Source organism: Psychromonas sp. KJ10-10 (genome assembly GCF_047323245.1).
GTDB lineage: Bacteria > Pseudomonadota > Gammaproteobacteria > Enterobacterales > Psychromonadaceae > Psychromonas.
The window spans coordinates 643,393-668,589 of record NZ_CP178826.1 but is presented as its reverse complement, the minus strand read 5'-3'; the positions used below and the strand labels follow the sequence as shown (position 1 = coordinate 668,589).

Annotated in this window: 30 protein-coding genes and 1 pseudogene; 12 read left to right on the top strand and 19 right to left on the bottom strand. The window is 37.3% G+C overall.

Going from position 1 to position 25,197, the window contains the following annotated elements; translation table 11 throughout:
• Positions 1-231 precede the first annotated feature (231 nt).
• Complete coding sequence (locus ACLKMH_RS03925; protein WP_413700948.1) at positions 232-1,338, top strand: class I SAM-dependent methyltransferase; 1,107 nt, start codon at positions 232-234, stop codon at positions 1,336-1,338.
• On the opposite strand, the gene ACLKMH_RS03920 is transcribed toward ACLKMH_RS03925, so the two are convergent.
• Both ACLKMH_RS03920 and ACLKMH_RS03915 read right to left on the bottom strand, forming a co-directional pair.
• Positions 1,339-1,533, bottom strand: a complete 195-nt coding sequence (locus tag ACLKMH_RS03920; RefSeq protein WP_413700947.1) for a hypothetical protein — start codon at positions 1,531-1,533, stop codon at positions 1,339-1,341.
• A 93-nt stretch (positions 1,534-1,626) separates the two neighbouring features.
• Positions 1,627-1,965, bottom strand: a complete 339-nt coding sequence (locus ACLKMH_RS03915; RefSeq protein WP_413700946.1) for a flavin reductase family protein — start codon at positions 1,963-1,965, stop codon at positions 1,627-1,629.
• 153 nt (positions 1,966-2,118) lie between these two features.
• Between ACLKMH_RS03915 and ACLKMH_RS03910 the strand changes: the two genes are divergently transcribed.
• The 8 genes from ACLKMH_RS03910 to ACLKMH_RS03875 all read left to right on the top strand — a co-directional run bounded on the left by ACLKMH_RS03910 (position 2,119) and on the right by ACLKMH_RS03875 (position 11,668).
• Positions 2,119-2,403, top strand: coding sequence for a Fis family transcriptional regulator (locus ACLKMH_RS03910; RefSeq protein WP_413700945.1), 285 nt, complete (start codon positions 2,119-2,121; stop codon positions 2,401-2,403).
• A gap of 597 nt (positions 2,404-3,000) precedes the next feature.
• Positions 3,001-3,639 (top strand): diguanylate cyclase domain-containing protein, encoded by a 639-nt coding sequence (locus ACLKMH_RS03905; protein WP_413702255.1) that lies wholly within the window; start codon positions 3,001-3,003, stop codon positions 3,637-3,639.
• Positions 3,543-3,845 carry a GGDEF domain-containing protein gene (locus tag ACLKMH_RS03900; protein WP_413702254.1) on the top strand — a complete coding sequence of 101 codons (303 nt, stop codon included), beginning with the start codon at positions 3,543-3,545 and terminating at the stop codon, positions 3,843-3,845. The genes ACLKMH_RS03905 and ACLKMH_RS03900 overlap by 97 nt, the downstream gene beginning before the upstream one ends.
• 205 nt (positions 3,846-4,050) lie before the next feature.
• Positions 4,051-4,623: a diguanylate cyclase domain-containing protein gene (locus tag ACLKMH_RS03895; RefSeq protein WP_413700944.1), complete on the top strand. Its 573-nt coding sequence runs from the start codon at positions 4,051-4,053 to the stop codon at positions 4,621-4,623.
• A 463-nt stretch (positions 4,624-5,086) separates the two neighbouring features.
• Complete coding sequence (amt, locus tag ACLKMH_RS03890) at positions 5,087-8,152, top strand: ammonium transporter (RefSeq protein WP_413700943.1); 3,066 nt, start codon at positions 5,087-5,089, stop codon at positions 8,150-8,152.
• Positions 8,153-8,275: 123 nt separating this feature from the next.
• Positions 8,276-9,166 carry a dienelactone hydrolase family protein gene (locus ACLKMH_RS03885; protein WP_413700942.1) on the top strand — a complete coding sequence of 297 codons (891 nt, stop codon included), beginning with the start codon at positions 8,276-8,278 and terminating at the stop codon, positions 9,164-9,166.
• Positions 9,167-9,405: 239 nt separating this feature from the next.
• On the top strand, positions 9,406-10,986 hold the full coding sequence (locus ACLKMH_RS03880) for an ATP-binding protein (protein WP_413700941.1): 1,581 nt from the start codon (positions 9,406-9,408) through the stop codon (positions 10,984-10,986).
• Complete coding sequence (locus ACLKMH_RS03875; RefSeq protein WP_413700940.1) at positions 10,976-11,668, top strand: response regulator; 693 nt, start codon at positions 10,976-10,978, stop codon at positions 11,666-11,668. Before ACLKMH_RS03880 ends, ACLKMH_RS03875 begins: the two co-directional genes overlap by 11 nt.
• 45 nt (positions 11,669-11,713) lie before the next feature.
• Here ACLKMH_RS03875 and ACLKMH_RS03870 read toward each other — a convergent pair.
• The 11 genes and pseudogenes from ACLKMH_RS03870 to ACLKMH_RS03820 all read right to left on the bottom strand — a co-directional run bounded on the left by ACLKMH_RS03870 (position 11,714) and on the right by ACLKMH_RS03820 (position 20,164).
• A pseudogene (locus ACLKMH_RS03870) lies at positions 11,714-13,244 on the bottom strand (tripartite tricarboxylate transporter permease).
• A gap of 10 nt (positions 13,245-13,254) precedes the next feature.
• Entirely contained in the window at positions 13,255-13,734 is a 480-nt protein-coding gene (locus ACLKMH_RS03865) for a tripartite tricarboxylate transporter TctB family protein (RefSeq protein WP_413700939.1), read from the bottom strand.
• A gap of 102 nt (positions 13,735-13,836) precedes the next feature.
• The gene (locus ACLKMH_RS03860) at positions 13,837-14,817 is read right to left on the bottom strand and encodes a tripartite tricarboxylate transporter substrate binding protein (protein WP_413700938.1); all 981 of its coding nucleotides are present in this window, start codon (positions 14,815-14,817) and stop codon (positions 13,837-13,839) included.
• Between the two features lie 306 nt (positions 14,818-15,123).
• Entirely contained in the window at positions 15,124-15,423 is a 300-nt protein-coding gene (locus ACLKMH_RS03855; RefSeq protein ID WP_413700937.1) for a hypothetical protein, read from the bottom strand.
• Positions 15,416-15,964, bottom strand: coding sequence for an HAD family hydrolase (locus ACLKMH_RS03850; RefSeq protein WP_413700936.1), 549 nt, complete (start codon positions 15,962-15,964; stop codon positions 15,416-15,418). The genes ACLKMH_RS03855 and ACLKMH_RS03850 overlap by 8 nt, the downstream gene beginning before the upstream one ends.
• On the bottom strand, positions 15,957-17,063 hold the full coding sequence (locus tag ACLKMH_RS03845; protein ID WP_413700935.1) for a sn-glycerol-3-phosphate import ATP-binding protein UgpC: 1,107 nt from the start codon (positions 17,061-17,063) through the stop codon (positions 15,957-15,959). Before ACLKMH_RS03845 ends, ACLKMH_RS03850 begins: the two co-directional genes overlap by 8 nt.
• Positions 17,064-17,912 carry a sn-glycerol-3-phosphate ABC transporter permease UgpE gene (gene ugpE / locus ACLKMH_RS03840; RefSeq protein WP_413700934.1) on the bottom strand — a complete coding sequence of 283 codons (849 nt, stop codon included), beginning with the start codon at positions 17,910-17,912 and terminating at the stop codon, positions 17,064-17,066.
• On the bottom strand, positions 17,912-18,232 hold the full coding sequence (locus ACLKMH_RS03835; protein ID WP_413700933.1) for an ABC transporter permease subunit: 321 nt from the start codon (positions 18,230-18,232) through the stop codon (positions 17,912-17,914). The genes ugpE and ACLKMH_RS03835 overlap by 1 nt, the downstream gene beginning before the upstream one ends.
• On the bottom strand, positions 18,213-18,794 hold the full coding sequence (locus ACLKMH_RS03830; protein ID WP_413700932.1) for a hypothetical protein: 582 nt from the start codon (positions 18,792-18,794) through the stop codon (positions 18,213-18,215). Before ACLKMH_RS03830 ends, ACLKMH_RS03835 begins: the two co-directional genes overlap by 20 nt.
• Positions 18,795-18,855: 61 nt before the next feature.
• Positions 18,856-19,200 (bottom strand): hypothetical protein, encoded by a 345-nt coding sequence (locus tag ACLKMH_RS03825; protein WP_413700931.1) that lies wholly within the window; start codon positions 19,198-19,200, stop codon positions 18,856-18,858.
• Positions 19,154-20,164 carry an extracellular solute-binding protein gene (locus tag ACLKMH_RS03820; protein WP_413700930.1) on the bottom strand — a complete coding sequence of 337 codons (1,011 nt, stop codon included), beginning with the start codon at positions 20,162-20,164 and terminating at the stop codon, positions 19,154-19,156. The genes ACLKMH_RS03825 and ACLKMH_RS03820 overlap by 47 nt, the downstream gene beginning before the upstream one ends.
• A gap of 270 nt (positions 20,165-20,434) precedes the next feature.
• Between ACLKMH_RS03820 and ACLKMH_RS03815 the strand changes: the two genes are divergently transcribed.
• Positions 20,435-21,163 (top strand): glycerophosphoryl diester phosphodiesterase, encoded by a 729-nt coding sequence (locus ACLKMH_RS03815; protein ID WP_413700929.1) that lies wholly within the window; start codon positions 20,435-20,437, stop codon positions 21,161-21,163.
• Positions 21,164-21,170: 7 nt separating this feature from the next.
• A complete protein-coding gene (locus ACLKMH_RS03810) occupies positions 21,171-21,830 on the top strand; it encodes a DeoR/GlpR family DNA-binding transcription regulator (RefSeq protein WP_413700928.1) in 660 nt (219 codons plus the stop codon).
• 139 nt (positions 21,831-21,969) lie between these two features.
• On the opposite strand, the gene ACLKMH_RS03805 is transcribed toward ACLKMH_RS03810, so the two are convergent.
• From ACLKMH_RS03805 to ACLKMH_RS03790, 4 genes are all read right to left on the bottom strand, one after another.
• Positions 21,970-22,242: a hypothetical protein gene (locus ACLKMH_RS03805; protein ID WP_413700927.1), complete on the bottom strand. Its 273-nt coding sequence runs from the start codon at positions 22,240-22,242 to the stop codon at positions 21,970-21,972.
• Positions 22,243-22,525: 283 nt separating this feature from the next.
• Positions 22,526-22,840 (bottom strand): DUF3316 domain-containing protein, encoded by a 315-nt coding sequence (locus tag ACLKMH_RS03800; RefSeq protein ID WP_413702253.1) that lies wholly within the window; start codon positions 22,838-22,840, stop codon positions 22,526-22,528.
• A 192-nt stretch (positions 22,841-23,032) separates the two neighbouring features.
• A complete protein-coding gene (locus ACLKMH_RS03795) occupies positions 23,033-23,569 on the bottom strand; it encodes a DinB family protein (protein ID WP_413700926.1) in 537 nt (178 codons plus the stop codon).
• Positions 23,570-23,693: 124 nt separating this feature from the next.
• Complete coding sequence (locus ACLKMH_RS03790) at positions 23,694-24,152, bottom strand: NADPH-dependent FMN reductase (protein ID WP_413700925.1); 459 nt, start codon at positions 24,150-24,152, stop codon at positions 23,694-23,696.
• Between the two features lie 219 nt (positions 24,153-24,371).
• Between ACLKMH_RS03790 and soxR the strand changes: the two genes are divergently transcribed.
• Positions 24,372-24,809 carry a redox-sensitive transcriptional activator SoxR gene (gene soxR, locus ACLKMH_RS03785; protein ID WP_413700924.1) on the top strand — a complete coding sequence of 146 codons (438 nt, stop codon included), beginning with the start codon at positions 24,372-24,374 and terminating at the stop codon, positions 24,807-24,809.
• Positions 24,810-24,912: 103 nt separating this feature from the next.
• On the opposite strand, the gene ACLKMH_RS03780 is transcribed toward soxR, so the two are convergent.
• The gene (locus ACLKMH_RS03780; protein ID WP_413700923.1) at positions 24,913-25,095 is read right to left on the bottom strand and encodes a cation:proton antiporter; all 183 of its coding nucleotides are present in this window, start codon (positions 25,093-25,095) and stop codon (positions 24,913-24,915) included.
• Positions 25,088-25,195: a cation:proton antiporter gene (locus ACLKMH_RS03775; RefSeq protein ID WP_413702252.1), complete on the bottom strand. Its 108-nt coding sequence runs from the start codon at positions 25,193-25,195 to the stop codon at positions 25,088-25,090. The genes ACLKMH_RS03780 and ACLKMH_RS03775 overlap by 8 nt, the downstream gene beginning before the upstream one ends.
• Positions 25,196-25,197 lie beyond the last annotated feature (2 nt).

Here is a 25,197-nt window from a genome sequence, read left to right as displayed (position 1 = left end):
GAGTTTTTAATTTATCGACTGTTGTATTAAATTAAAATTACTAAGCAAAGCTAAACATGAGGCTTAATAAGATTAAGATTTAAATGCCAATAACCTGTAGAATAATGCCTTAATAATTTTTACTAAAGACTAAAGAGACTGCTATGCCAACCATCAACACAGCTGAATTTGAGCAATTTTTATTAACCTGTCGTGAAGCATTTAATCAGCAAACAATTACAACGTTTAGTATTGTCAAAATACAAGGGTGATGAGCCAGATTTAAATCGTATTACGATTCGCCCCGTAGTTTTAAAAAACCAGCATTTACTGTCTTTTTTGTACGAATATAAAACCAATCATATCACCAAAAATTTAACTATTGAGCAATCAATAGCCTTTTTTCAAGCTGAGCTCGGTAACCACTTTTTTAACGCGCACCTATTAAGTGACGAATGGGAAATGCAATTAAGCGTCACTAAAAAAGGCAAAGTATTAATGAAAAAGTATCCTAATAAGAACAAAACAACACAAGATAAAACAAACGCTTCCCATGATCGTGCTAAAAACCGTTTCGTCGAACAGGACCGCCCTTATCTGCGAGAACTAGGAGTTACCGATGCGCGTAGTAATGTTATTCCAGCCATGTCACGCAAGTGGAAACAAATCAATAAGTTCATCGAAGTCTTATCACGTGCCATTGATAACACCGGGCTTGCTAATCATCAAAAGGTACATATTGCTGATTTTGGTTCCGGCAAAGCCTATTTAACCTTTGCAGTGCACGACTACTTTGTTGATAAATTGCAGGTAAAAACAGAAGTAACAGGTGTTGAATTACGCCAAAATCTGGTTGATTTATGTAATAAAACAGCACATAAACTCTCATTAGAAGGAATTAAATTTGAGCAGGGTGATGTGCAACATTTTAAAGCGCAGGGTATCAACATCATGATCGCACTGCACGCCTGTGATATTGCCACAGATTACGCAATCCATATGGGCATCCGCACGGGCGCAGAAATCATCATGTGCTCACCCTGTTGTCATAAGCAAATACGCCCACAGATGAAAAGCCCGACTATGTTAGCACCATTATTACAGCACGGCATTCATATGGGTCAAGAAGCAGAAATGGTCACAGACGGGTTACGTGCATTATTATTAGAAGCAAATGGCTACGATACACAGGTTTTTGAGTTTATTTCACTAGAACATACCAGCAAAAATAAAATGATTTTAGCTCAAAAACGTAAGCAACCACGTGATAACACAGCCATACTTGCACAAATACAATCTATCAAAGAATTTTATGGTATCAAGGAGCAATGCTTGGAAAGTTTACTCATGAGCTCATAATCATCCTGTTAAATTATTTTGGACGTTGCAGTGAAAAGGGAGCAGTGATCGCAGCATACTCTCCCCTCCTAAGCGAGCCAAAGGCGAAACTTTACTTGCATCAACTGTCACCCTATTTTTCTCATTGTTGCTAGCAACCACATCACTTAAATAAAGCTGTTTTACTTCAACAAAAATAAGTGTCTGCGCAGACATCCCCCAATTCTTTTATTTCATATAATTCACAGCCAAAAGCGATGTCGCACTCAGCAAGTCGTGGTAATGCAAAATGTTCAAATGGAACTGTACTTAGATTGCTTTTTCTAATTCCGATTCACCATGTGCTAATGTTGCGACCGTTTGTGTCACACATTCAGCTTGATTCATTGATGCAATATGAATCACCATGTTTTTATTATTAATAATATTGGTTAAAGTATCTTTACTCTCACCATTTGGCTTTTTGCCCACCGATAACATTAATAACGCGGGTTGACTTGAAACAGCCGTGAAATAAGAAAACGGAGCTAAATTATAATTATCATGACTTGATTCTGTCAGCGCCCAGGCAATCGGTCGAGGTATGATCGTTTGCGTCATTATATGGTAACGTTCACTGGCACTAAACTGAGAAAAATCAATTTGCATTTCTTACTCCTTAAGTTATATATCGATAGCGACGATAAGATTATTTTCTATACCCGTTAACTACTTTGAAACAGACCTTAGATAAAGCTGTATATTTATGCTTACCCTTGTAAAATCATTCTGTTACTTACATTTTATAGAGTTGAATTATAAATGCGAAAAACCGATAAAAAAATAGACAATAAACTACGTCAGGTATTAACTGATGTTTGTGATTTTGCATTAGAGAACATTACAGGCTACCAATGGATTAGTCACACGGTTAATTATTCCAGTTTTCCAGAGTCACTTATTATTACCTGTGTTTTCGATAATCAAGAAAATGCTTTGCAAGCAAAACAACAGGGTGAGCTTTTTACCTTAATCCTTAAAGCACTTACTAATATATCGGTCAATTTAACAGCACCCCAAAAGCAAATACGTTTTGAAGTAGAGTAACATTAATGATGCTCTATTTCGCTGACCATGCTTGAATGGTGTATTGAGTATTTTATGAACTTTTTAGAGGATAACTTGACCAATAGCGAAGATTAATAAATTTGTCATAACAGTATTTTACTTGAGGGTACTGTCGATGGGTACGATCCGATGGGTAATAACGATATTAAAAAAATATCTGTAAATGTGCTATTATATGACTTGTTTATAAGACCTCTAATAATTTTGTTAAATCATAAGCAGATAATACAGTTACGATTCTGGATAGCTAAATGAATGAACGAGAAAGTGTCGAAAAAGTAGAAATTGATGATGAAATGCATTACTTCTCGAGCAGAGACCTTGCAACTCGATCCTTCGTTGGCACTTATATTTACTTATTAGCTTGAGTCGCCATTACTATCCCCAGTAATTTCTATGAGATTGCCCCTAATGTTTGCCTCTACTTTACCCTCGCATTTTTGATAATGGCCCTCATAAGAGGCTCTTTAATTAAAAATTTTGAAAAGATTTACCGTAAAAAACCTATTTACTGGAAACTATGCTTTTACCCTACGGTTTGGGGAACCAGCATTACTTTGGGGCATGTTATGCCGTATGTCATTAATAGACCCTCGTTTTGAAAGCTTCACTTTAGCAATTGTCATTTCAACCGCAGGCTTAGCTAGTGGTGGTGTAGTAGCACTATTATCCAGTCGTATGCTCACTTTAGGTTTGTATAGTGCATTATTATTACCAACGGGTTTTTTACTCTTTCAGCCTAACTTTGATGACATCACCATCGTCCTTATTTTTCTGCTTTATTGGGTAGGTATGTACTCAATAACCAAAGTACAATACAACGAATATTGGTTAGGATTAAAAAGTAATTTTTTAATTAAACGCCACGCCATCGTACTTGAACAACTTAATACGCTGGATGGCCTGACAGGTTTAAAAAATAGAAAATATTTTGATGAATCTTTAACTAAAGAAATGAAAAATGCGCTTAGAGCGCAATCCCCTGTTTCATTATTATTGATTGATATCGATCACTTCAAGATGATAAATGATACCTATGGTCACTTAGTCGGAGATGAGTGCTTAAGAGATGTTTCGCTACTATTGCAGAGCAACAACTACAAAGAAATACCGATACTATTGCTCGTTACGGAGGAGAAGAGTTTGCGATTATTTTACCTTCAGACAACCAACAAAAAGCTATCGCATTTGCAGAAAAAATACGAAAATCAATAGAGGTATTAAGTTGTCAGGCAGGAAGAGATAAAATTTCTTTAACTGTGAGTATCGGAGTTGCATCTATCATTCCTCAATTAGGTAGCACCGAGCAGTGTCTAATTAAAATGGCAGATAAAGCTTTATACCTTGCTAAAGACACAGGTAGAAACCGTGTAATGGAAGCTTCAAGTGAACAAAAAAGTGATTTTTCTTATCATATTTAGCAGAATAGCCTTAGCACTTATGGTCAAACTTTAATCACAAATATATGCTCCCACAAAAACCAATCTTCGCAATGAAATCAAACAAATATCATTAAAAAAATAAAAATTCAACTCGAGATTACAAGTACTCCTATTTGGCATCGCAATTGCTATATTTAACTTCCTAATAACATTTTCACTAAATACGCTTTATCGGGAGCACTTTATGTCTGTAAATCCTCTAAAAATACAAGAAGATATGCACACTGAAAAAACAACAGATAGAAATGCTAATACTCCTTCACAAAAGCAACATGACACATCTAACCTAGGCATCGCATCTACTAGTAGTGCCAGCTTTGATCTAGTTATGTCGCAACTAGGCATTGCTAATCAGCATGCTTTTAATGATTATCAAACCCAGCAATGGCAAGAAGCTGTTATTGAAAGACAGCAACTAGCAGTATTAACCTGTGAAGTGGATTATTACCAAGAATACTTACAACACTATGGGCAACAGGGCGCTTCTTTTATGATGGTCTCCGTTGCTTTAGCAATGAAAAATGTTTGTTTTCATTCTGAATGCTTTCTTGCACACTTTGGCCAAAACCGTTTAGTTGTTTTGATTAAGGGTGGAGATCAAAATAGTGTACAAAACATAGCTGAAAATTTATGCAGTGCAGTAAAAAATACCAGAACAGAACACAAGCATTCACAGGTCGACAATATCGTCACTATCAGTGTTGGATTTTCTAGTGATTCACCCCTGCACAATGATGACCTTAGAAAACCAGGCTAAGCAGGCGCTTAAAAATGCAAAAATATTAGGCAAAAATAAAGTAAGCCACAGCCACAATAAGGATCACCAGGAGCAAATACAGAAACTAATTAAAAAAAGGCATGCTTTACTTAAACAAAAGCAACAAAGCATTGCACCAAAAAAGAGCATAGAAGCACCAAATAGATCCAACCAAGACTTATTTGCCGATCCCTAAAAAAAGAGAAGAAAAAAGCCTCATCCCATCCTAAAATGTACCGAGGACAACCCGTCTTAGACTCCGATACATCAACAATAACAAGCACTAAGAATAAAACATCTTCAAAACAAGAAAAATCTAAAAAAGGGCTTTTCTCTGGAAAAATGTATCGTGGACAAATGGTAAAAAATTAATTTTAGGCTATTATTTAGATTAATAAAAAATATAAGTAAAAGCACAAATAAATATTGATTTGTTGCTGATAAATAAATGAGGCAATAAATAATGGATTACTCTTGGTTACTCATTTGTGCGCTATTAGTATTTTGCATGCAAGCGGGTTTTTTATGTTTAGAAAGTGGCAAAATTCGCAGTAAAAATAGCATTAATGTAGCCGCTAAAAATATCTCTGACTTTATTCTTGCTGCTGTTATTTATTGGTTATTTGGTTTTGCTTTAATGTTTGGCGAATCGGTCAATGGCTTTATTGGTATCAGTGAGTTTTTTGTTGGTGACACACAATCAGCCTATCAAATCAGCTTTTTCCTATTTCAAATGATGTTCTGTGGTACCGCCGCTACTTTGCTCTCCGGGGCTGTTGCCGAACGTATGTCCTATATGGGTTACTTATGTATTGCTAGCATATTAACGGCTGTTATTTATCCCATTGCAGGGCACTGGGTGTGGGCCTCGGCTTATCATGCAACCAACAGTGGTTGGCTTGAATCAATCGGTTTTATTGATTTTGCAGGCTCAACAGTGGTTCACTCTGTTGGCGGCTACGTTGCTTTAGTCGCCATTATCATTATTGGCCCAAGAATAGGCCGTTTTGATGGCAAAGGAAACCTACCAACAGGTAGTAATGTACCAATGTCAGTGCTTGGAACATTACTTTTATGGTTAGGTTGGTTTGGATTTAATGGAGGGAGCACCTTAACACTTAGCGAACAAGTTCCTCTTATCATTCTTAATACCTGCCTTGCTGCTGCATGGGGAGGTATAACGGCCTCTATTTGCCATTATTACTACAAAGGTTTTGTCGACGTAGGTTATATACTTAATGGGGTTATAGCTGGATTAGTTTCAATTACCGCTAACTGTCATGCAGTTTCGCCTGTCGACTCTATGATCATAGGTATTATTGCCGGTTTTTTACTTTACTATTCAACGCAATGGCTTGAAAAGTTAAAAATTGATGATGCCCTTGGCGTAGTACCTGCCCACCTTTTTGCAGGGATCTGGGGAACCTTAGCTGTGGCTATTTTTGCAGATTTATCCGTCTTAGAAACTGGGCTTACTCGTTGGCAACAACTACAGGCACAGTTAATTGGTGTAATTAGTATTGGCTTTTACAGTTTTATATTAAGTTATGCACTTTTAAAATTAATCAATCGTTTTGTACCTTTACGTGTTACTACAGAAGATGAAATTCAAGGTATGAACATCTCAGAACACCAAGCCTCCACAGAACTGATTGATTTATTATCCAATATGCACCAACAACAGGAAGGCGATACCTTTACCGAGCCCGTTCCTGTTGAACCTTTTACAGAGGTTGGTCAAATTGCTAGCCAATACAATAAAGTGCTCGAGCGTATTAAAGGAGAAATTAATAAACGAGATGGTGCTATTCGTGATTTTCGTGCCAGTGAAAAGCGCAAAAGTGACATCTTAGAGTCCTCAATGGATAGTATTTTAATTATCGATTTACAGGGAAAAATCATTGAGTTTAACCCATCCGCAGAACGCAATTTCGGATACATCCGGCAACAGGTGGAAGGCAAAGATTTTATCGACCTTTTTATTCAACCTGCCGATAGAGACGTCATTAGGAATAGTTTAAACTGTAAATTTTCCGCCTCTGAGGGAATATTACGCAACATCCGCAACAGTATTACATTAGTGCGTAATAGCAACGAAACCTTTAATGCCGAAGTCACTGTAACAGGTGCTGAATTTGGTTCCGCCAACAATAATGAATTCACTTTACATATTCGTGATGTGACACGACAACTAAAACTGCAAGATAATTTACGCCAGCTTGCCTATAGCGACCCGTTAACTGGTTTATATAATCGCACCTTTTTGATGAATGCGCTGACCAAAACAATCAATCGTTGCCAATATAATAACGAAACAGCCCTACTATTTTTTATGGACTTAGATCGTTTCAAAAAAATTAATGATACCTTAGGCCATCAAGCTGGAGACGACTTATTATGTGAGGTTGCACAACGATTGATCACGGTGACACGCACCAACGATATTATTGCGCGCTGGGGAGGCGATGAATTTGTTATCTTATTTGCTGGTAATTTTAATATCGTACTCGCTCATTCGAAGGCTAATGAAGTCCTCAATATCATGCGTCAGCCCTTGGTCTTGGGTGGCCGAAAAATTAACATACCAATCAGTCTTGGCATTGCAATGACTCAAAAAGATGAAGAAAATAATGCCGATCAATTAATTCAACATGCAGATATTGCAATGTATCACGCTAAACAAAATGGGCGTGATAACTACCAGTTATTTGCTATCGAAATGGCTAATAACGCCAAACGTAATTTTAATTATGAACAGGAAATGAATTTAGGGATTAAATCAGGCCTACAATTTAGCTTGGTTTATCAGCCCAAAGTAACAGAGCAAAAGGAATTATTAGGCTTGGAAGCACTGATGCGCTGGCATCACCCTAAAGAAGGTATGATCTCTCCTGTAGAGTTTATACCTATCGCAGAGGAATCTGATTTAATTATTAGTATTGGCGAATTTGCTTTGTCAGAGACGGTAAAACAACTACTTTCATGGCAGACTCTGGGTTATGAAGCGGTTCCTATTTCGGTAAATATTTCTGGTAAACACTTGGTATCAGAGCGATTAGTACCCTATATAAAAAAACTACTTAAAGAACACAACTTTGATGCAAATTTACTCGAATTGGAAATTACTGAAGGTGTCTTATTAACTGATATTGAACGATGTATCGATGTCTTATCACAATTAAAAGCATTACAAGTAAAGATTTCAATTGATGATTTTGGTACAGGGTATTCTTCTTTAAATTACCTAAAACGCTTACCTCTTGATGTTTTAAAAATAGATAAGTCCTTTGTTGATGAATGTGCCACCTTAGTTGAAGACAGCCAAATTTGTGCAACTATTATTAGTTTAGCGAATAATTTAGGTTTAACGACTGTGGCTGAAGGTGTTGAAACACAAGAACAATTAGACTTTTTAACTGCAAATGGTTGTCATATTTTCCAAGGTTATTTGTTCTCAAAACCTGTCTTAGCTAATGAAATACAAGAAAAATTTTTACAAAAAGTAATAAACAGCCCACTCCAGCATTAAAAAATACTAATTAAAATAATTGTTTATTGAACTAAATTGAATACCTTTGTGTCATATACAAGATATTGTTATTAATAGGTTACAAACGGCAACATTGCATTTACAAAAAAATGGGAGAACTGTATGTCACAACAACTAAGAAATGATATTCCTCAAGAAGCATTTGATTGGTATGACGAATATGCACATGGAATGATGGATCGCCGAACCTTTATGAAAAAATTAGGTTCACTGGTTGCAATTGGTTACTCAATGACCATATTAACAAGCGCTTTATTACCTAACTATGCCTTAGCAGAACAGGTCTCATTTAACGATGCAGATATCAAAGCAACCTATGAAACCTTTGACTCCCCTATGGGACACGGACAAGGTCAAGGTTACTTAGTGACACCTTTAAACAAAACAGGGAAACTGCCTGTTGTGTTAGTTGTACATGAAAACCGAGGACTCAACCCTTACGTTAAAGATGTTGCACGCCGTTTAGCCAAAGCTGGCTTTATCGCCTTTGCACCTGATGCATTATTCCCATTAGGAGGTTATCCAGGTAATGATGATGAAGGTCGAGCTATGCAAAAAACAATGGATGGTTCAAAAATCCAAGCTGATTTTGTTGCCGCGACTAAATTCTTAAAAGGTCATGAAAACAGCAATGGCAACCTCGGAGCAGTTGGTTTTTGTTTTGGTGGTTATATTGTTAATTACCTAGCGACGGTAGAGTCTGATTTAATTGCTGCCGGTGTACCTTTCTATGGCACACCCGCAAGAGAAGACCTCAGAAAAAATATTAAAGCGCCATTACTCATTCAGTTAGGTGAGTTAGATGAACGTGTTAATAAAACCTGGGTTGGTTATGAAAAAGATCTAATTAGTTTAGGTGTTCCTTATCAAGCTCATATCTATAAAAATGCTAATCATGGTTTCCATAACGACTCAACTGGCCGTTACGACGAAGCAAATGCTGAGCTAGCTTGGACTCGAACACTTGAGTTTTTTAACAAGCATTTAGCTTAATATTTAAGCTTTCGAGACTCCACAGGGTGATCAACTGATCACTCTGTATTTTCTAAAACAATTAATTAACATAACAAACGATAACTTTTAACTTAAGATGTTACCTCTGCTTGAGTTATAAAAAGACTTTAATGCTAACCTCCTCCCCTCAGCATTAATCACTAGAAAAATACCTCAATGACAAAAAACCTCTTTTTCAATGGAGCGGATTAAGCTTCCGTCGCAGATTATTAATGGTGATGACCCTTTCTGGTTTGATCCAACTACTTACTCTCTCTGGAGCTGGTTTTGCATATTTAAAAAGTGTTAAGGCACATGATAGTGGTGAAGTAGCGTTAGGTGTTGCTAAGTTTTTAGCAGGAACACCTATGGTTGTTGAAGCATTACAAGGTAAAAACCAACAATTAATGCAACACAAAATTGAAGCTATGCGTACTTCCATTAAAGCCGCCTTTATTGTTGTCGGAGATACACAGGGCATTCGATATTCTCATCCTGTTGCTGAACGCATTGGCAAAAAAATGCAAGGAGGAGACAACGACAGAGCACTTCTCCAAGGTATTTCATATATTTCTTACGCTAAAGGTTCTCTTGGTAACTCAGTACGAGGTAAAACCCCTGTTTATGATGATCTTGGCAATATTATTGGCGTAGTATCTGTGGGTTACTTAGTTACAACAATAGATGACAAAGTTTATCAGTTTCTATTTTTCTTGATTGCAATGGCATTAATAGTGGTTTTAGCTAATGTAATTATCTCAAGTTTTACCGCTCGTCGTTTTCAACATGCCATTCTTGGATTCGAACCTGAAGAATTTGGGCGCTTATACATGGAACTACAGGTAACCTTAAGCACCATTAAAGAGGGTATTATCAGTATTGATAAAAACAGTCATATCACTTCAATTAACCATAGCGCTTGCCAGATTTTAAACTTAAAAATGGAACAAGTATTAAATAAAAATATACAAAGTGTCTTACCCGAAAGTCACTTAACAGATATTTTACACACCAATATTGAAGAAACCGATGTTGAAACCATTCTTAATGGACAAGCTATTATTGCCACTCGTCAATTAATCGTGGTTGATGGAAATGTCGTAGGTGCCGTTTCTAGTTTCCGTCTTAAGGATGAAATAACCGAGCTAACCAAACAACTTTCTCAAATTCGAGAATATGCAGAACTATTACGTTCGCAAACTCACGAACATCGCAACAAGTTAAATACCATCAGTGGTTTATTACAACTTGATAAAACCGAAGAAGTATTGCGCTTAATTGGCCAAGAAACTGAACACTATCAACATCTGATCCAATTTCTACGTGAAGCTATCGCTGAACCAGTCATTGCTGGGGTTTTATTAGGCAAAAGCGAAAGAGCCAGAGAGTTAGGTTTAACACTGGATATTGATGAAGGTTCTCGATTGTTACGCCTTCCAACGCATATTCGAGCAGAAGACCTAGTGACTGTTTTAGGTAATTTTATTGATAATGCCTTTGAAGCAAGTCTTTCAAACGCATCAACCAATAAGAATGACAGAAAGGTCTTAATCAGTATCAGCGATTTTGGGCCAGATATTATTATTGAAGTTGAAGATAATGGTTGTGGCTTACCTGAACAACTTGATCAAATGGCGTTAATTAAAAAAGGCGTTTCAAGTAAAACTGGCAAACATCGTGGCGTTGGTTTGTATTTAGTGAATCAAATTATTACTCAGTATAAAGGCCAACTGATCATGGAAAACAATGAAAACCAAGGCACTAGAGTTATCGCTTACCTGCCTAAAGTTTTTTATAAAGGGTTAACGAATGATAAATAACAAAGACATTAAAGTACTCATTATTGAAGATGATTTAGGCATTGCTGAAATCCACCGCCGTAGTCTGATCAAAATAGATGGCTTTGAAACTATTGGCATTGCGACTAGTAAAGATGAAGCGGAAACTCTATTAGATGTATTAGCCCCAGACTTACTGTTGCTTGACCTGTATCTTCCTGATGGCAATGGGCTTGATATTTTAAAATACCTAAGGCAAAAAGAGTACGCCTGTGATGTTATTTTAATTACCGCAGATAGAGATGTTGAAACTCTACAACAAGCCATGCGCGGTGGTGTGGTTGATTACCTGCTTAAGCCCGTTGTTTTTTCCCGCCTTCAAGAAGCCCTTGATAAATACTTAAAACAAAAAAACCAACTAGGTAGCATTGATGATTTAGACCAAAGTCTTGTTGATTCCATGATATCAAATAGCGCTGGTGCTCTTAATCCTGTAGCGAGATTGCCTAAAGGAATTGATAAAGTAACGCTAGATAAAGTGCGCTTGTTATTTAATAGCCAAACTCAAATAACCGCCGATAAAGCAGGTGAGTTGATAGGTGCCAGTCGCACTACAGCAAGAAGGTATCTTGAACACTTGATTAGCTCGGGTGAATTACTTGCAGACTTAAGTTATGGCACAGTCGGCAGGCCAGAAAGAACTTATATCAAATCACGTAAATAACTTATCACAATAAAAAACAGCACCTCGCGGTGCTGTTTTTAAATCTTAGTTACTCTCAGAAGTTACCAAGGAGCGTCGACGATACTTATTTACAGCAGTTAAAATCAATGGCGTAGCAATCACAAAGGCGACAATCACAGTAAATACTAAGGTAATTGGGCGTTCCCATAAGAAGCTTAATTCTCCATCGCTAATCATTAATGAGCGACGTAAATTTTCTTCCATTAATCCCCCTAAAATAAACCCTAATAACAATGGTGCTAACGGGAAATTGGCTAGCCTTAAAAAGATAAGCCGCAATAGCAATCGCAATCATAATAAATACATCAATAGTATTAAATGACACTAAGTACACACCAGTGATCGAAAAGAAAATCACCATTGGTAATAATACCGTGCGCGGTACTGCTAATAATTTAGAAATATAAGGGATCAGTGGCAAATTCAGTACCATCAATACAATATTACCTAAGTACATTGAAATAATAACTGACCAAAATATTTCAGGGTTATCGATAAACAGTCTTGGACCTGGTTGCACACCATAAGAGATTAATGCCCCTAACATGATTGCAGTTGTACCTGAGCCAGGAATACCTAAGGTTAATAAGGGAACAAATGAGCCACTAGAGGCGGCATTGTTTGCAGATTCCGGAGCAACAACACCACGCATACTACCTTTACCAAACTCTTCTCTTTTCTCTTTGGGTGCGATATTTCTTTCCATGCCATAACTTAAAAAAGCGACAATGGTTGCACCTGCACCAGGTAAAACACCAACAAAAAAACCAAGGATAGAAGAACGAATTGACACTGGCGCTAATTCCTTAAACTCTTCTTTACTCACTTTCATGCTACCCAGATCCGTCACAGAGTTTTGCTTAGAAAGCGTATCGTCTTCAGGTTTTAAAATGGTCATTAATGTTTCGCCCAAAGCAAAGGTCGCCATTGCCAGCAATAGGAAACTAAAGCCATCCATTAAGTCGGTTAACCCAAAGGTAAATCGTTCAACACCAACCCCCTTATCAATCCCTACAGTAGCTAACATTAGCCCTAAAATCGTCATCATCCAGGCTTTCACCACTTGTCCTTTACCTGCGAAAGCCGCTACGGCAGATAACCCCACCAACATTAATGCAAAATAATCAGGTGATTGAAAGCTTAAGGAAACCTGCGCTAAGGCTGGCGCGGCAACTAACAGCATAAATGCCGATAAAGTTCCTCCTGTAAATGAAGAGTAAGCGACTAAGGCTAATGCCTTTCCTGCTTGTCCCTTTTGTGCCATCGGATAACCATCAAATGCGGTTACCACGGTTGATGAACACCCAGGTGCATTGATTAATATTGACGAGGTAGAACCACCAAAAACGGCGCCATAATAAACTCCAGCCATTAAAATCATGCCTGAAGATGGGTCCAACCCATAAGTAATAGGGATCATTAAAGCGATTGCTGAAATAGGCCCTAAGCCGGGTAACATACCAATGAAAGTCCCAACAAAACAGCCAACCACAACCCACATGATATTGACCGGCATCACTGCTGTTGATAAGCCAATTAAAATTCCATCTAACATAAATTATCTCCTAGAGACTTAAAAACAGGTAACCCGGTTCAAGATAAATATCTAATACTTTGGTTAATAACAGCCAAAATACCGTTACAAAAGGAAATGACGCCCCAAATAACACCGACTTTCTGCGTTCGCCTAATACCCAAAAACCAGCAATCAGAAATAGACTAGTTGCTAATACAAACCCTAACCAGGTTAAGCCAAAGCCATAGGCAATCATCAGCAAAATAAAGGAAATTAATAATCGCCAATCAAAACCAAGTACAGCCCCACTTTTGGTATTTGGTTGCGCAGTTGTGATTAATAATAAAGATAAAAATATTCCCGCAATGGTTAACATCCAAGGTAAGGTACGAGCCGTAAATGCTTCATATTCATCACCAGGAAAAAGCGGAATAATGGTTGTTTGGTATCCGTAGACAAGGCAAAAAATCAAAAAGATCACCCCACCAACACGGTCTCGACTTAAAAGAGAATCTGAATTGAATTTCATGAGTGGCTCCAAAGCGCCTAAACAAGGTATGTAGAAAAAGCCAAGCTACTCGAAAGTAAAAAATGAAGTAGCTTGGATAAAATACCAGCCGTAATAATTAATCTATTTCAAAAATCCAAGTTCGCGCATCAGGTCGCCTACTTGTTTTTCTTGGCTTTCTAAAAAGCTGTAAAAGTCTTTATCTGCTTTATAGTTATCGATCCAACCGTTACGATCACGCACAACAGTCCACTCATCTGTTTTGTACATTTCAGCGAAGGCTTTATTCCAAGTTGCAACTTTTTCCTTGCTCACACCAGGTGCGACAAAGAAACCACGCCAGTTAGCAAAGACAGTATCATTACCCATTTCAGTTAAAGTTGGGATATTTGGCGCGACCGATAAACGTTCTGGCGCAGTAATCGCTAAAATACGTACTTGACCACTTTTAGACATTTCTAGCACTTCACTTAAGCCTGTTGATAAAAGTGGTGTTTCCCCTGATAGTAATGCGACCATAGCTTTACCACCTGCATCGTAAGCAATATAACGTACTTTACGTGCATCAAACCCTTCACCTTTAAAGGCGGCAGCAACCACTAAATGATCCATACTGCCTCGCGCTGAACCACCAGCAATTTTTACTTTTTTAGGGTTTTCTTTAAAGGCACTCACAACCTGTTTCCAGTCTTGATACTCGGAATCAGCAGAAGTTACAATCGCACCATAATCAGAAATAGTAGCGACAACAGGCGTTAAATCACGAAATGATTGTGGGAAGATCCCTGTTAATGAACGAATAACGATTGGCGTTGAATTAACCATTAACGTATCTTGTTGGCGATCCGCTGTTTCAATCAAATGTGCAATCGCTTTACCACCACCACCGCCCGAAAGGTTTTGATAGGAGACTTGATTCACTAAATCTTCCTTCATTAATACACTACCGATGCCTCGTGCAGTCCCATCCCAACCACCACCAGCACCACCTGGAATGATCATATGAATTTCCTCTATATCGGCCGCAAAAACACTTGTGGAAAGCGTTGCAATCGTTACCGCTAAAACAGAAGAACCAATGCATTTTTTAAAATTATTGAACATAATAAACATTCCTTTTTTATAATGACTTTGACTTTAATTATTTGATGGTTACCAATATCACACTTAACAAATGTTATTTTTCAATTCTTTACAAAGAAACAAAAGGAGTTAAGCAGTTAATGGAGTAGCGATACTAAAGAGAAAAAATTGACTGGCTAGAAATGGGAAATAATGAGAATTGAGTGTTTAAAATCTATTTTGTTCATAAAGTTCACAGCAGGTATAAGAACTTTATTGTGGGTAATATCGCCACTAATAATTGTTGTTAATCTTCATTAGTGGCCTCAATGTATTTAAGCTAAATTCCTAACTATCTCCAGAAGCTTTAGCTAATGGCGGGTTTTGTTTGGCATTGATAATAACCTCTGCTAACTCAGTGAAACCATAACCACCATTCTGAGTCGTAATAAATGCAGGTTTAGCTTTTAACTTAGGTAATACCGGCGTTATATTTTTTACACCAAAGGTCAAAGGTAACCAAGCGAACATACTTTCATCATTTAATGAATCACCAATGTAAGCAATTTCATCAATAACGATAGGTTCAAGCCCAGAGTTTTCCGAAAGATACTTTTCTGCCGTTAAGCGTTTACTATGATTACCCACCCAAACATTCAAATGAATAGAGCTTAATGCAAGCATTGACAGCTTGACCATCAATAGTCAAAGAGCGGATTTTTTGTAATAACTCATTGCATATAGATTCTTGTAATGGTTCTCTATCTTGGCTTAAATTTATCGCCACATCACAGAAACGAAATGCTTGATCATAGGCATAACCAACCCCAGGATAATCCTTCAATAGCGCATTTAATTCTTCCAGTAGCTTCCCTTGCTGAGAACGCATTTGTGCTAATGGATACATTTCTCTGCTGACAAATTCCCGGCTATTTTTTTGCATCCAAAAAGCCCCGTTCTCACCAATCACTCCATGAACTGGCCATAAACGTGCTATTTGATCACACCAACCAGCACAGGCACCTGTCACAGCAACAATATTTACACCATGCTCATTAAGTTTATCTAAAGCGACTAAGGTTTCAGCGGGCAACTTACCCTTCCAAGTCAAGGTATCGTCAACATCAGTTAACAGCCACTTTATTTTTTTAGCTTGATTAAAAGTTAATGTGGATAAAGGTTTAGGCATATATAACCTCATTTTCTAATGGAAGTTTGCTATCGAAATAAAGATTCTTAGCTGTTGTAGAGTCAAAGAGATGCACATGTCGTAAATCAATATCAAGCCCTAAAATATCACCAATACTTATCACTGAATGGCCTTGAACTCTTATCACTAATGATTGTGGTTTGTTATTAAGGGTTTGGCAATATAACAATAAATCAGCACCTAGCGCTTCAATCAACTCCACCTCAACTTCAAACCAAGGATTATGATCAACAATTTGTAGGTGTTCTGGGCGTAATCCTAATTTTATCTGACCAAGGTTAATGGATTGGGTATTGACAGATAGCAGTGAATCAACAAATACAATTCCCTCTGGACTAATATTCGCATCAACAATATTCATCGCAGGTGAACCAATAAATGTAGCGACAAATAATGATGCGGGATTATCATAAATTTCCATAGGTGTGCCAACCTGTTCAACATTACCTTTATTTAAAACCACTAATTTATCAGCCAAGGTCATCGCTTCGACCTGGTCATGAGTCACGTAAATAGAAGTGGTTGCTAATCGTCGTTGTAATTTCTTAATCTGCAGGCGCATCTGCACTCTTAATTTAGCATCAAGATTTGATAACGGTTCGTCAAATAAAAAGACTTTCGGTTCTCGAACAATGGCACGCCCCATAGCTACACGTTGACGCTGACCGCCAGAAAGTTGTTTCGGTTTTCGTTGTAATAATTCCGATAACTCAAGCATTTCAGCGGCTTCCGTCACTAAACGATGAATTTCGTCCTTAGGTGTTTTACGATTACGCAGTCCATAAGCCATATTATTGTAAACAGTCATATGTGGATAAAGTGCATAGTTTTGAAAAACCATCGCAATATCACGCTCACCGGGCTCTAAATGATTAACAATTTGCCCATCAATCGTGAGTTCACCAGAAGTGATTTCTTCTAATCCAGCAATCATACGTAACAAGGTTGATTTTCCACAGCCACTCGGACCAACCAAAACAATCATTTCAGCATCATTAATATCAAGGTCAAGTTGTTGCACAGCTTGATAGCCATTCGCATAGGATTTAGCAATATTTGAAAGTGTAAGTGTCGACATTTATTTCTCCGTATCTACTAGGCCTTTAACAAAGGCTTTTTGCATAGCGATAACAACAACTACAGGTGGTAGCATCGCGATAATTGTGGTGGCCATAATCTTGTTCCATTCAACAACGCCATCAACCACACCTAACATCTGTTTAATGCCCATAACTATGGTGTAATACTGTGCATCAGTAGTAATTAATAACGGCCAAAGATATTGGTTCCAACCATAGATAAAGGTGATCACAAACAGGGTCGCGATATTAGTACGTGATAAAGGAAGCAAAATATCAAAAAAGAACTTAATCGGCCCTGCACCATCAATTCGCGTCACTTCAATGAGTTCTTGAGGAATAGTTAAGAAAAACTGACGAAACAAAAAAGTTGCTGTTGCACTGGCAATTAAAGGGATCGTAAGTCCTGAAAAGGAGTTCAACATATTTAAATTTGTTATCACTTCAAATGTCGGCATGATTCGCACTTCTACAGGCAACATTAAAGTGAAAAAAATCATCCAAAAAGCCAACATTCGTCCAGGGAAGCGGAAAAACACCACGGCATAGGCTGACAGTATAGAGATACTTAACTTACCCAGTGTAATGCATAACGCCATCACTAAGGAGTTAAATAACATGTTACTAATCGGCAATGATGTATTATTAAAACTACTCTCTCCGCTTAATAGTTCACTAAAAACACTAAAGCCAAGATCACCAAACCACAATGGTGTCCCAGTAGCAAAAGCATGATTTTCATGGGTCGTTGCAACTAACGCAACCCAAACCGGAAGCGCAATAGCAACAATGCCTAGGATTAAAATGAAATGACAAAAAATCTTAAATAGCGGTCTACGTTCTACCATTAGTAAGCTACCTTTTTCTCTATATATTTAAATTGAATAACCGTTAACAAAGCCACTAGCATCATTAAAATAACCGACTGTGCCGCTGAAGAACCAAGATTCAAGCCAATGAATCCATCGTTATAAACCTTATAAACTAAAGTAGAAGTACTGTTACTTGGGCCTCCTTGAGTCATCGCATGGATAACAGCAAAGGTATCGAAAAAGGCATACACAAAATTAACCACTAACAAGAAAAAACTGGTTGGCGAAATCAATGGAAAACTAATGGTAACAAAACGTTTTATCGGGCCACTGCCATCAATCGCGTACTGCTTCATGTAACGCTTTCGGAACAGACTGTAAGGCGACTAAAAAGAATAAAAAGTTGTAACTAATCTGTTTCCAAGTAGATGTGATCACCACCATCCACATTGCATGATCACCATTAAGAACAGGATCCCAATTAACACCAAAGTTATCTAATAACTCACTGATAATGCCAATAGTAGGATCAAATAAAAACAGCCAAAGTGAGCCTGCGACAACAGGTGCAACGGCATAGGGCCAAATCAAAAATGTACGATAAAAAATGGCTCCTCGGAGAATGTGCTCAGCAAAGGCAGAGAGTACTAACGCGCTAACTAACGCCAAAAGCGCAACGGTGAAACTAAATTGCATGGTTGTTAAAAATGAAGATAAATAATTACTATCGTTATATAAACTAATAAAATTTTCTAAACCAACAAACTCAGTACTTAATCCAAAGGCATCCTCTAACTGCGTTGACTGAACAATTGCCTGCCCTGCTGGCCAGATAAAAAACACTAATGTAATGATTAACTGAGGTGCAATTAAGGCAATCGGCAAGTATTTATTTTTAAAACCGATATGTGATGACATATAAAAAGCCTAAAATATTAAAATGAAGAAATTCGCCACACGAATGTGTGGCGAACTTGGCTTATTTTTGCGTTCGTTCAAAGCGACGTAATTCTTCATTACCTTGCTTAACCGCATTATCTAGTGCCGTCTGAGCAGACTCCTTACCAGCCCATACCGCTTCTAATTGCTCATTAATAATATCGCGTGATTGTAAGAAGTTACCAAAGCGAATGCCTTTAGAGTTAGCCGTTGGCTTAGTTGAAGTCATTTGCATAACAGCAACATCAGTACCCGGGTTTGTTGTATAAAAACCTTGCTCTTTAGTTAACTCATAGGCTTCTTGGGTGATCGGTAAATACCCAGTAAATTGATGCCAATCAGCTTGAACCGCGACGACTTGAAAGATAGCTAAAGAACTTTGCAACGCCTTTATACTCTTCACTTTCGTGACCACGTAATACCCATAATGATGCCCCACCGATAATCGTATTTTGTGGTTTTTCAATTAAGGTACTGTCATAAGGAAGTTGCGCAACACCGACATTAATATCTTTCATATTCGCTTGAATACCAGCAAGACCTGCTGAAGATCCCATGGTCATCGCACATTCTTGAGTATAAAATAATGGCATACCTGTAGACTGACGACCGCCGTATTTATAAATGCCAGACTTAGCCCACTCGCTCAATTGATTAATGTGCTTCACAAATTCTGGTTTATTAAAGGTAAATTTAGTTTCTAACCCTGCAAAACCATTGTTATTATCTGCCATCGCAATATTGTTACGTGCACCAAAGTTTTCAATTTGAATCCAAGACTGCCAAGTTGTTGTGAAACCACACTGTGCACCTGAATCTAAAAGTTTTTGAGAAACTTCACCCATTTCTTTCCAGGTTTTAGGTGCTGATGTAATTCCCGCTTTAGCAAACATATCTTTGTTGTAATATAAAACCGGCGTTGAGCTGTTAAAGGGCATTGATAACATTTGCCCGTCATTGGTTGTGTAGTAACCCGTCACTGCAGATAAATACTTATTAGGGTCAAAAGACTCGCTAGTATCTGCCATTAATTCATAAACAGGGTAGATCGCTTGTTTCGCGCCCATCATAGTGGCAGTACCTACTTCAAACACTTGTACAATAGCTGGTTGTTGTTTAGCACGAAAGGCGCCGATTGCACTGGTCATGGTTTCAGCATAAGTGCCTTTGTAAACCGCTTTAATTTCATAATCAGATTGGCTTGCATTAAAATCAGCGACGATTTCATTTACTTTTTCACCTAATTCGCCCCCCATTGCATGCCACCATTCAACCTCAGTTTTGGCGTGAGCTGACGCACTCATTAATGCGACAGTAACGACTACTCCTGTGATCTTTTTAATATACATAGGATTATCCTTATCTAAAGTTATTATTTGAAAGCCACTATGGCTCATTTTTCAGAATTTTTTGTTCGAATACACAAACAGGTTCAATCGTGCAAATGAACGGAATTAATGTTCAGCTAGAGGCTAAATGAATAAAATGACAGTTTAATTACACAAATATGAACTTATTTGAACAGTCAAAATGTTCATATCGCTCGCTTTTTTGAAACATTAATGTCATAAATTGTTGTTAGGATTCATCTAAAAAATAACTCTTTAATCGAGGTTAAAATGAAATTAACAGCACACCGTGGTGTTTCTAGTCTTGCACCAGAAAACACCTTAGCCGCTTTTAAAAAAACAGCAGAAATGGGATATCAGTGGATAGAGATTGATGTTCAATTAAGCCTCGATAGGGTTCCCGTTGTTATTCATGACCAAAGTGTTAATCGTTGTACTAACGGCGAAGGGGTTGTAGGTGAAATGAGTTTAGCTAACCTGCAATCATTAGATGCGGGTTCATGGTTTTCAGAGGCATTTAACAAGGAACATATTCCTTCACTTGAAGAAACCTTGTTATTAGCAAATGAACACAACTTGAAGGTTAATATCGAAATTAAACTGTATCCTGAAGATGATATTGCCTTGCTTTGTGAAAGAATTACGACAGTAATCGTGTTCTCACAGATAGATACAACCCAATTATTATTTTCTAGTTTTAGCCTGCAAGCATTAAAACATATGCGCCGATTGTTACCGCAAATACCGAGAGGCTTTTTATGTGAACAAATACCTCAAAACTGCTTAGATTTATTACAAGAAATTGATGCTTATAGCGTTCATTGCGATTACTTATTTTTAAATAAACAACAAATATCAGAATTTAAACAGGCTGGATATCAAGTTTTCTGTTACACAATAAATGATCCACAAAAAATGAGTGAATACTGGGACTGGGGTGTCGACATGATAATCACAGATAAACCACAAACACAGGTTCCTACAGGTAAAAATTGTTGAACATCATATGAATAATTTGAGTATCCGCCAGCAAGCTATATTAGACATACTTCAGCAACAGGAACACTGCTCTGTGGAAGAGCTTGCATTACATTTTGAAGTAACCACACAAACTATCCGACGTAATATCAATGAGCTATGTTCCATTGGATTAGCAAGTCGCCACCATGGCGGAGTCGGTTTACCAATCACTTTAGCGAATCGTAGTTATGTCTCACGTAAAGTGACCAATAAAAATGAAAAACAATTTATCGCCAATCAGGTCGTTAAGCATATCCCTAATGGTTGTACCCTGTTTTTAGGCATTGGCACAACTATAGCGACCATTGCCGAAAAGTTAGTCAACCACCAAGAACTCAGAATTGTCACCAATAACTTCGAAGTCGCTTACATATTATCGCAATACGATAACATTGAAACCTGGATCCCTGGAGGTAAAGTACGTACTAATGATCGTGATGTCGTGAATGACAATATCAGTCAATTCTACGGACAGTTCGTGGCAGATATCGGCATTATTGGTTGTGCTTCCATTACCTCAATTACAAAACAAATCCTCAATGATAGTGACCATGAAATACAAACTGAAAACTATGTTTTTGAGCATGAATTAAGGGAAGCAATCGTTAGCCAAGCGATAATGAATGGCTCACAAAAAAATGGTTAGTAGCAAATAAAACTAAATGGCAACGCCAAGCTAACGCAAAAGTAGCACCTTTAAATCATTTTGATCGGGTTTTTTCTGGAAAAGTAGATACTTAAGGCGCTAGTTGTACCGTTAACAAAAAAATTAGCTAAATTGCATATTAGCGTAAAGCATGTAAAACACCTGCAATTAAAATCACCTCTGTTAAAGAAGCCTTGTTACGACTAACTTTTTTATTTTGAGGTGCTTTATGGCGCATTGGTTCATGTCTATGTTTCACTTGTGGAGTTCGATGTTCAACTTTATGCGTAATAGTTTGTACTTTAGTTACCGTCTTCCACTGCGATTTATTATCATGATGACCACCTTTAGCCCAAGTCAAAGGTGAAGCAATTAGCGAAATAATTAATGTTGGTAAAATAAGTTTTTTCATAATATGACCTCTTTAGCTTAATAATGGTTGTTTGTTTTTGTTGTTGCTAAAGATAACTTAATGAAGCTGAACACAAGCTGAATGGCTGTAAGTTTATATTAAAGATTTGATAAACAGAGTTTTAATAGTATTTAGAGGGGGATATGTATCCGTTTTGCAGATCACGCTGTCGTTACTAAAGAGTTTCCCAGTGGCGTTATTGTAATATTTTTCCTAAAAGATCAAAAAAGCGAGCTATGTTCAGCTCGCTTTTCTTAACTGCTTTATGTTACTAGCAGTTTATTTATTCAGCGATGTCAAAGGTAACACTTATATTAACTAAACCTGTATAGGATAACTCACCGTTAGCATTCATTTTTTCTGCAACAGTAACATAAGAGCCATCATTTAAAGATAAGCTTCGTGGAGACTCATAAGCAATTTGTCCTAAATCTTTATTAAGTTCAACAGCAGAATCTGCTTTTAATGTTTGTAATTTTTCAAGCGCTAACTCATATGCGCAGACTTCACTACTTACTTCTGCTGTTGGTATTACACGTGTTGTATGTGTTGTTGTTGCAAAAGCTTGGGTGCTTAAAACGGCCATTGTTGATGCGATAAGTGTCTGCTTTAGTTTTAGTCATTTTCATTTTGTACTCTCTTTTATAAGTTGATTAAAATAAGTTGTTTGAAATGCAAATCGAAGCTTTATTTAAGATGCTTCGCGTTTTCTATGGACTTATAATACGTCAGAGTAGATGACCTAAAACAAACGCTAAAATGACACTTTTGTCATAATCATAAATATTCTTTAATTCACATTCGGCTGTATAAACACTAAATCGGTAATACCAATATCAATGCCTGATTGGCTTAGTAAAGTGGTGATTTGACCTCGATGGTGTGTCTGGTGATTAAACACATGCATCAACAAGTTAAAAAGTGTTTTATTAGCATTTACACCTTTACTATTTTGATAACTGACCGTTTGCAATAACTCTTGGTCGGATAACAAACTTGTTATTTCTAACAAGGCTTCATCTAACAAAACGCGCCTGTCTTTTAGATCATTAAAATTATTAGCAAGAAATTCATCCAGTGACTCAGGCATTGCTAACTGTTTAATAGGCTCATAAGCTGGATAATGCTGTAAAATGGCTGAAAATCGCTTTAACCATATCGTATCCGCAACGCAAATATGATTTAACGACGCAAAAACAGAACCAAAAAATGCACCTTTATCTTCATGCATCTTTTCAGGCCCCATAGTGCCAACCGCTTCATAGGTTTTCTGATTCATCCATTGATTATAATCCGCCATTAAATAAACATGTTGTTGCAACTTCATAGCAAGTTCTTGGGTAAAATGAAATAATATGATGATACAGGAGTAATGCTAGGCAGGAAAATAGCAGGCTGTAGAATACTTATTTTATAAATATACAGTTATTTACAGCCTCTATTATATTGATCTAAATTTTTGCGGTTATTTCAATAAGTTTAGTTTTTAATTCATTATTGATTACAACTTGATTTTGCGAGTCAAAATTCTCATAGAAACTAGGGAATGAAAGAGAGCCCTTTACATCAGCGCCAAAGAAAGGAGCGGAGCCAACAGCTGATGCTAATACTGATGTAGCGCCACCAGGGCCAGGAGAAGCAGAAAGTAAGATCACAGGCTTATTTTGAAATACCTTCATATCAATTCGTGAGCACCAATCGAAAATGTTTTTATATGCTGACGAATATGAACCATTGTATTCCGCAAATGAAATAACAATAGCATCTGAGTCTGCTATCTTATTAAAAAATGTTTTAGCCAGTTCATGTACACCTGACTCTTGCTCACGATCAACACTATAAATTGGCATTTCATAGTTATTTAAATCAAGCGTTTCAACCTTTGAGTTTTCAATTAGACCTGCGAGCATAAGTTGCTAGTTGCTTGTTGATTGAGGCTTTACTGTTTGTTGCACCGATGGCTAATACTTTCATTTGGAACCCTTTTTTATATTTGAATTTAACGATGGAAAATTGTGTTAATAATTGGCTTTTAATTATTTGTTGAAATACATGATAAACCCTCAAGCTAACTTGAGGTAAAGCCTTTTTTGATCAAAAATGTCAGAAATTAAAAAAAGGTAGGAATTATGTTCACAGTGGGCCAAGTCGCTAAACGCTCTGGAGTAAAAATCTCAACGCTTCATTTTTACGAAGAGAAAGGTTTAATAATAAGCACTAGGAATAATGCAAACCAGCGCATATATGATCGCCAGGTTTTGCGAAGAATTTCAGTTATTAAAGCAGCACAAAGTATAGGGTTTTCGTTACAAGAAATAATTGAAATGTTATCTAGTTTACCTTTACATACTGCGCCAACAGATGATCAATGGGAAAAACTGGCAAGGCTTTGGGAAGAAAAATTAGATGAAAAAATCAATCAACTGCAATACTTAAAGACTACATTAGGGCAATGTATTAATTGCGGATGTCTATCCTTAAAAAACTGTGGGTTATATAACCCATCGGATTCAAATGGCATACATACACCGGGAGCGAGATTATTAACCCCGCTTCCTAGGGATTAACCGCTTAGCTTTCTAGGGTAATGAGGCATTAACAATGTTACTTATGATAATTGCCCTCTGATAGAACAAAGTTATGCGGTGTCTTTACACGCCATATGATTTACTAATCTTCGCGGTCTTTTTGCTGTCTTGCTTTGTCAAATAGTTCATTGTTTACACTATCTTTACGCTGTTTAACCTTAGCGTGTAGTGATGCTTTTGCGAGCATATGTGCGACCACAGGAGCAGTAATAAATAAAAATAAAGCGATAATCAACTCTTTTAAGGACAAGCTACCATCACTCACAGAAAAAATTATTGCGACCTACGATAACAGAGCCAACTCCCAGCGTTGAAGCTTTTGTAGGACCATGCAAACGTGTATAAAAGTCAGGTAATTTAACCATGC